The organism is Salipiger sp., from assembly GCF_059781815.1.
Genome location: NZ_JBYNAH010000247.1, coordinates 1 through 7,313, shown reverse-complemented (window position 1 = coordinate 7,313; position 7,313 = coordinate 1). Strand labels below are relative to the sequence as shown.

Here is a 7,313-nt window from a genome sequence, read left to right as displayed (position 1 = left end):
GGGTTCACACCCTTGTGCGGCTCCTTGCCGAAGAACTTGGTCACCTCTTCGATGACCTTCGGCATCCGGGTCTGACCGCCGACCAGCACGACCTCGTCGATCTCGTCCTTGGACAGGCCCGCGTCCTTCAGAGCGGCCTGGCAGGGCTTGATCGAGTTCTTGATCAGGTCACCGACGAGGCTTTCCAGCTTGGCGCGGGTCAGCTTCATGACCATGTGCAGCGGCTGGCCGTTGGAGCCCATCGAGATGAACGGCTGGTTGATCTCGGTCTGGGTCGCGCTCGACAGCTCGATCTTGGCCTTCTCGGCAGCTTCCTTGAGACGCTGCAGGGCCATCTTGTCCTTGGTCAGGTCGACCGAGTGCTCTTTCTTGAACTCGTCCGCAAGGTAGTTGACGATCCGCATGTCGAAATCTTCACCGCCGAGGAACGTGTCGCCGTTGGTGGACTTCACTTCGAACAGGCCATCGTCGATTTCGAGGATGGTCACGTCGAAGGTGCCGCCGCCGAGGTCATACACGGCGATGGTCTTCGACTCTTTCTTGTCGAGGCCATAGGCCAGCGCAGCCGCGGTCGGCTCGTTGATGATGCGCAGGACTTCGAGACCGGCGATCTTGCCGGCGTCCTTGGTGGCCTGACGCTGGGCGTCGTTGAAATAGGCCGGCACGGTGATGACCGCCTGGGTCACCTCTTCGCCGAGATAGCTCTCGGCGGTTTCCTTCATCTTGCCGAGGATGAAGGCGGAAATCTGCGACGGCGAGTATTTCTCGCCCTTGGCTTCAACCCATGCGTCGCCATTGCCGCCGTCGACGATCTTGTAGGGCACGATGCCCTGATCCTTGGTCACTTCGGCGTCGGTGGTGCGACGGCCGATCAGACGCTTGACGGCAAAGATGGTGGCTTCGGGGTTGGTGACGGCCTGGCGCTTTGCGGGCTGGCCGACGAGGCGTTCATCGTCGGCGAATGCGACGATGGAGGGGGTGGTGCGGGTGCCTTCGGCGTTTTCGATCACGCGCGCCTGGCTGCCGTCCATGATGGCAACGCAGGAGTTCGTGGTGCCGAGGTCGATACCGATAACTTTACCCATCTTTCGATCCCTTTCCAATTCAAGGCGATGACACGAGGCGTCGGACCCGATTACGGCATCCAGCCCCGCTGTTTGTGTAACCGTTTGGCCGGGGCCTCGCGGCTTCGGACGGTATATAAGGAGGGGGTTTCAGCGCTGCAAGCGCCGTGCCGGGGCTGAATCCGGCGAATCCGGGGATTTTCTTTGCGACGCGCCGTCCTTTGCGGAAGAAAGTGGCCATGGCACATCACATCGAACAGCGCGGCTTTCGGATCTACCCGGACTATCTTGACCGCCCGGCGCAGGAGGCGCTGATAGAGCGTTTGCGCGATTGTCTGCGCGTCGCGCCGCTCTACCAGCCGGTGACCCCGCGGGGGCAGAAGATGTCGGTGCGGATGTCGGCGGCGGGGCGCTTCGGCTGGATCACCGACCGGCGCGGCTACCGCTACGAGCCGCGCCACCCCGATGGCATGGACTGGCCGCCGATCCCCGACGAGGTGCTGGCGATCTGGGAGGATGTGGCGGGTTGCGCCCGCGCGCCGGAATGCTGCCTGATTAACTGGTATGGCGAGGGCGCCCGCATGGGTCTGCACCAGGACAAGGACGAGGCGGATTTCGCCTGCCCGGTGGTCTCGGTCTCGCTGGGCGATGACGGGCTCTTTCGCATGGGCAATACCGAGCGCGGCGGCAAGACCGAGTCGGTCTGGCTGCGCTCCGGCGCAGTGGTGGTGATGGGCGGGGAGGCGCGCCTGCGCCATCACGGCGTCGACCGCATCCGCTTCGGCTCCTCGACGCTGCTGCCGCAGGGCGGGCGCATCAACCTGACGCTTCGAGTGGTGACCTGAGAGCCGGGCCCGGGAGGCCCGTTCTCACGGCTCCGCGATCCTGCGCGGCACCGGCAAGCGCGGCCTTTGTTTTTCTGGCCGAATCCTGTATAGGGGCGTCTTCTTCAGACAGAGGATGACCGAGATGGCCGCAGATGCGCCGATCACGCAGGACGTGATGACGATCCCCCGCAAGCTGCCCGAGGGCGGCAAGCTGAACCTCGTGGGCCTGACCCGCGAGGCGCTTCGTGCTGCCCTGATCGAGATGGGCACGCCGGAAAAGCAGGCCAAGATGCGCGTCAACCAGATCTGGCAATGGGTCTATCACTGGGGCGTGCGCGACTTTGCCGAGATGACCAATCTCGCCAAGGATTACCGCGCCAAGCTCGAAGGGCATTTCGAGATCGCCCTGCCCGAGATCGTCTCCAAGCAGGTCTCGGCCGACGGCACCCGCAAGTATCTCGTCCGAATCGCCGGCGGCCACGAGGTCGAGGTGGTCTACATCCCCGAGGAAGGCCGCGGCACGCTCTGCATCTCGAGCCAGGTCGGCTGCACGCTGACCTGTTCGTTCTGCCACACCGGCACCCAGAAGCTGGTGCGAAACCTGACCGCCGGGGAGATCGTCGGCCAGATCATGCTGGCGCGCGACGATCTCGACGAGTGGCCCGAGCCCGGCACCGGCACCGGCGAGAGCGGGCCGCGCCTGCTGTCGAACATCGTGCTGATGGGCATGGGCGAGCCGCTCTACAATTTCGACAACGTGCGTGACGCGATGAAGATCGCCATGGACGGCGAGGGCATCGCCCTGTCGCGCCGCCGCATCACGCTGTCGACCTCCGGTGTCGTGCCCGAGATCGCCAAATGCGCCGAGGAGATCGGCTGCCTGATGGCGGTGAGCTTCCACGCTACCACCGACGAGGTGCGCAACAAGCTGGTGCCGATCAACAAGCGCTGGAACATCGAGACGCTGCTGAACGCCCTGCGCGAGTACCCGCGCCTGTCAAACTCCGAGCGCATCACCTTCGAATACGTGATGCTCAAGGACGTGAACGACAGCGACGCCGACGCCCGCCGTCTGGTGAACCTGATCAAGGGCATCCCCGCCAAGATCAACCTGATCCCCTTCAACGAATGGCCCGGCGCGCCCTACCAGCGCTCGGACTGGGAGCGCATCGAGCGCTTTGCCGACATCGTTTACAAGGCCGGCTACGCCTCGCCGATCCGCACCCCGCGCGGCGAGGACATCATGGCCGCCTGCGGCCAGCTCAAGTCGGCCACCGAACGCGCCCGCAAGTCCCGCGCCCAGATCGCCGCCGAGACCGGCGCGAGCGGGGCCGCTTGACTTACCTGATTTAAAAAGTCAGGATTAACTCACCCAGCCAGCCCACCCCGGGCAGCCCGGTCGTGCAAAGACACTGGCTGGGAGAGTTTCCATGCGACATGAACGGTTCGACCGCGTCGAGCTGAGGCGAGCGGAGCGCTGGGTCATCGACCTGCTGCGGCTCTGGCGCGACGATGACGAGGCCTCGGCGCAGCTCTTGTTGCGCGATGCGCTTGGCTTCACCCGCACCCGCGCCTGTCTGCGTGCCTTCGGCGAACTGGCCGAGATGCTCACCCGACATGGCTGGCACAGCCCTCTCATCCTGCAACAAGGCGCCGCCAGCAGCAGCGAGGACGAGCGCGCCATCGCCCGTTTCGTGCTCACCGCCACCGAGCAGGACCGCGAGCAGGCGCTTCTCGAAGCAACGATGCTGGTCACGCCGGTTCACGTGCTGACGCTGGTGAATACCGCCGAACGGGTCGGCCTGCCGCTGCTCTGCGGCGAATGCCGCCTGCGCCAGCGCTGCGTGCTGAACTGACGCAGGGCGCGGCGCGCCCCTTGACCTTCCAGTCACTGGAAGGACTATATCCCGGTCCAGACCAGACGAAAGGAGTCTGCCATGGCCGCGGAACCGATCCGATTCGAAGTGACCAAGCTGAACTGCGGCGGCTGTGCCGGCCGGGCGCAGAAGGCGCTCGCAGGCGTTGCGGGCGTCGAGGAAGCCAGCGTCAACCTCGCCAACCGCATGGCGACGGTCGAGGGCTCGGCGGGCGTTCAGGCGTTGCGCGAGGCGCTCGCCTCCGCCGGCTACCCGGCCCGCGAGGCGCAGGTGAAGCTCGCCATCGAGGGCATGAGCTGCGCCTCCTGCGTCAACCGCGTCGAGAGCGCGCTGAACGCGGTGCCCGGCGTGCTGAAGGCCAGCGTCAACCTCGCCAGCGAGACCGCCGAGGTGACGCTTCTGGCGGGCAGCGCCGAGGCCGCCGATCTGGCCCGCGTCGTCGCGCAGGCCGGCTACAAGGCCCGCCCCGCCGGAGATGACAGTGCCGAGCACGAGGCCCGCAAGGCCGCCGAGCATCGCGCGCTGAAGCGCGACCTGATCGTCGCCGCCGTCCTCACCCTGCCGGTCTTCATCATCGAGATGGGCGGCCACCTGATCCCCGGCTTTCACGACCTGATCATGAACAGCATCGGCATGCAGGCCTCGTGGCTGCTGCAATTCGTGCTGATCACCGCCGTGCTGATTTTCCCCGGACGCCGCTTCTACCGGGTCGGCCTGCCGCTGCTGGTCAAGCGGGCGCCCGACATGAACTCTCTGGTGGCGCTCGGCACGCTGGCGGCCTGGGGCTATTCCACCGTGGCGCTGTTCCTGCCGGGGCTGCTGCCCGAAGGCACCCGCGCGGTCTATTTCGAGGCCGCCGGCGTCATCGTCACGCTGATCCTGCTGGGCCGCTTTCTCGAGGCCCGCGCCAAGGGCCGCACCGGCGCCGCGATCAAGCGGCTGGTCGGGCTGCGCCCGGCCACGGCGCGGATCGAACGTGACGGGCAGATCACCGAGATCGCCATCGACGAGGTGCAGCTTGGCGACGTGGTGCATGTGCGCCCCGGCGAGCGTATCGCGGTGGACGGCGAGCTGATCACCGGCACCAGCTATATCGACGAGAGCATGATCACCGGCGAGCCGGTCCCGGTGGGCAAGGGCCCCGGCGACACGGTGGTGGGCGGCACGGTGAACGGTTCGGGCGCGCTCAGCTTCCGCGCCACCGCCGTCGGGCGCGACACCATGCTGGCGCGGATCATCGCCATGGTCGAAGACGCGCAGGGCGCCAAGCTGCCGATTCAGGCGCTCGCCGACAAGGTGGTGATCTGGTTCGTGCCCGCGGTGATCGCCGCCGCCGCGCTGACCTTCCTTGTGTGGATGGTCTTCGGCCCGTCGCCGGCGCTGACCCATGCGCTGGTGGCCGCGGTCTCGGTGCTGATCATCGCCTGCCCCTGCGCCATGGGGCTCGCCACGCCGACCTCGATCATGGTTGGCACCGGGCGTGCCGCCGAGCTTGGCGTTCTGTTCCGCAAGGGCGACGCGCTGCAGACGCTCGAGGCGAGCCGCGTTGTGGCCTTCGACAAGACCGGCACCCTGACCGAGGGCAAGCCCGCGCTGGTGCGCTCCGAGGCCGCGCCGAACTTCGACGCTTCCGAGGTGCTGCGCCTCGCGGCCAGCGCCGAGCAGGGCTCGGAGCACCCGATTGCCCGCGCGTTGGAAGCCGCCGCCAAAGGCGCGGCGCTGAGCCAGCCGGAGCGCAGCGAGGCCATCGCCGGCCACGGGCTTTCCGCCGTGGTGGAGGGCCACGCGCTGCTGGTGGGCGCCAAGCGGCTGATGGCGCGAGAGGGTATCGCGCTTGGCCCGCTCGAGGCTGCACATGACGAGATCGCCGCATCCGGGCAGACGCCGGTTCTGGTCGCCGTCGACGGTGCCATCGCCGGGGTCTTCGCCGTGGCCGACCGGGTGAAGCCCGGCGCCAAGGCGGCGCTGGAGGCGCTGCACGCGCAGGGCATCAAGGTCGCGATGATCACCGGCGACACACGCGCCACCGCGCAGGCCATCGCGGACGAGCTGGGCATCGACCATGTCGAGGCCGAGGTGCTGCCCGAGGGCAAGCTCGCCGCGGTCAAGGCGCTGCGCGAGCGCTTCGGCCCGGTGGCCTTTGTCGGCGACGGCATCAACGACGCCCCGGCGCTGGCCGAGGCCGAGGTCGGCATCGCCATCGGCACCGGCACCGACGTCGCCATCGAGAGCGCCGATATCGTGCTGGTCTCGGGCGAGCTCTCGGGGGTGGTCGAGGCGTTCCATGTCAGCGGCGCGGTGCTGCGCAACATCCGGCAGAACCTGTTCTGGGCCTTCGGCTACAACGTGGCGCTGGTGCCGGTCGCGGCGGGCGTGCTCTACCCGGCCTTCGGGCTGCTGCTGTCGCCGATGCTGGCGGCGGGGGCGATGGCGCTGTCCTCGGTCTTCGTGCTCACCAACGCGCTGCGGCTGCGCCGACTGGCGCCGGTGATTGCGCCGGCGCGTGAGACGGCGAAGGCGCAGCCCATGACACTGGAGGCGGCGGAATGAACATCGGACAGGTGGCAGAGCGGGCGGGCATCCCGGCCAAGACGATCCGCTACTACGAGGATATCGGGCTGGTGCGCCCGCAGCGCTCGGAGAACGGCTATCGCGCCTTCTCGGAGCAGGACTTGCACAAGCTCGCCTTCCTCGCCCGCGCCCGGGCGCTGGGCTTCACCATCGAGGATTGCCGCACCCTGCTGGGGCTTTACGAGGACGAGGCGCGCGAGAGCGCCGACGTCAAGGCGCTGGCGACCGAGCATCTGGCGCAGATCGAGGAGAAGATCGCCCAGCTGCGCGAGATGCATGCTACGCTGGCGCGGCTGGTCGAGGCCTGCCATGGCGATCACAGGCCGGATTGCCCGATCCTGCAGGGGCTGGCCGACGAAAGCTGAGCGAACGGCGGTTCAGCTGTGCTTGCGCCCGAGCCAGATCTTGTATTGCAGCCGCACGCCGTCGCCCTGCGCCTTGCGCAGCTTGGCGCGGAACAGGCGGAAGGCGCGCTCGGGGTCCTCGTGGTCTTCCCAGTTCTCACCGTCGCTGTCTGCGCCGATGATCTCCCACGCCACGTCGCGCGGCGGTTCATGCAGGGTGAGCGAGGCGGCCTCCATCATGCGGATGCCCTCGCCGTGGTGCAGCGCGTAGCGCGCCAGCGCCTCGGCAAGATCGACGGGCAGCCACGGGCTACCGGCACCGGTATGGGCCGCCGCCATCCACGCGCGGAGATGCGCTTCGGTCGGAAGCTCGTGCGGCGCGGGGAGATCCTCCCCGCGCCTCAGGGTCGTCCTCATACGCTGAGGCAGACGTATTTCATCTCGAGGTAATCCTCGATGCCGTGATGCGAGCCCTCGCGGCCGAGGCCGGACTGCTTGACGCCGCCGAACGGGGCGAGCTCGGTCGAGATGATGCCGGTGTTGACGCCGACGATGCCGTATTCCAGCGCCTCGGCCACCTTGTACACGCGGCTCAGGTCCTTGGCGTAGAAGTACGACGCCAGGCCAAAG

General features: G+C 67.6%; 8 protein-coding genes. 5 read left to right on the top strand and 3 right to left on the bottom strand.

Translation table 11 applies throughout. The features are described from left to right. Nucleotides 1-1,085, bottom strand: a 1,085-nt coding sequence (locus AC6RA4_RS21480) for an Hsp70 family protein (RefSeq protein WP_500163787.1), incomplete at its 3' end; no start/stop codon positions are given. 218 nt (nucleotides 1,086-1,303) lie between these two features. On the opposite strand from AC6RA4_RS21480, the gene AC6RA4_RS21475 reads away from it, so the two are divergent. The 5 genes from AC6RA4_RS21475 (at nucleotide 1,304) to cueR (ending at nucleotide 6,704) form a co-directional block, all read left to right on the top strand. Further along, complete coding sequence (locus tag AC6RA4_RS21475) at nucleotides 1,304-1,909, top strand: alpha-ketoglutarate-dependent dioxygenase AlkB family protein (RefSeq protein WP_500163785.1); 606 nt, start codon at nucleotides 1,304-1,306, stop codon at nucleotides 1,907-1,909. Between the two features lie 124 nt (nucleotides 1,910-2,033). Further along, nucleotides 2,034-3,230: a dual-specificity RNA methyltransferase RlmN gene (gene rlmN, locus AC6RA4_RS21470; RefSeq protein ID WP_500163784.1), complete on the top strand. Its 1,197-nt coding sequence runs from the start codon at nucleotides 2,034-2,036 to the stop codon at nucleotides 3,228-3,230. 91 nt (nucleotides 3,231-3,321) lie between these two features. Beyond that, nucleotides 3,322-3,747: a hypothetical protein gene (locus AC6RA4_RS21465; protein WP_500163783.1), complete on the top strand. Its 426-nt coding sequence runs from the start codon at nucleotides 3,322-3,324 to the stop codon at nucleotides 3,745-3,747. Between the two features lie 81 nt (nucleotides 3,748-3,828). Next, on the top strand, nucleotides 3,829-6,318 hold the full coding sequence (locus AC6RA4_RS21460) for a heavy metal translocating P-type ATPase (protein WP_500163782.1): 2,490 nt from the start codon (nucleotides 3,829-3,831) through the stop codon (nucleotides 6,316-6,318). Beyond that, nucleotides 6,315-6,704, top strand: a complete 390-nt coding sequence (gene cueR / locus AC6RA4_RS21455) for a Cu(I)-responsive transcriptional regulator (RefSeq protein WP_500163780.1) — start codon at nucleotides 6,315-6,317, stop codon at nucleotides 6,702-6,704. Before AC6RA4_RS21460 ends, cueR begins: the two co-directional genes overlap by 4 nt. 12 nt (nucleotides 6,705-6,716) lie before the next feature. On the opposite strand, the gene AC6RA4_RS21450 is transcribed toward cueR, so the two are convergent. Both AC6RA4_RS21450 and AC6RA4_RS21445 read right to left on the bottom strand, forming a co-directional pair. Beyond that, nucleotides 6,717-7,100 (bottom strand): hypothetical protein, encoded by a 384-nt coding sequence (locus AC6RA4_RS21450; RefSeq protein WP_500163779.1) that lies wholly within the window; start codon nucleotides 7,098-7,100, stop codon nucleotides 6,717-6,719. After that, a partial coding sequence (locus AC6RA4_RS21445) for an aldehyde dehydrogenase family protein (RefSeq protein WP_500163777.1) occupies nucleotides 7,097-7,313 on the bottom strand: 217 nt, incomplete at its 5' end. The genes AC6RA4_RS21445 and AC6RA4_RS21450, both read right to left, overlap by 4 nt.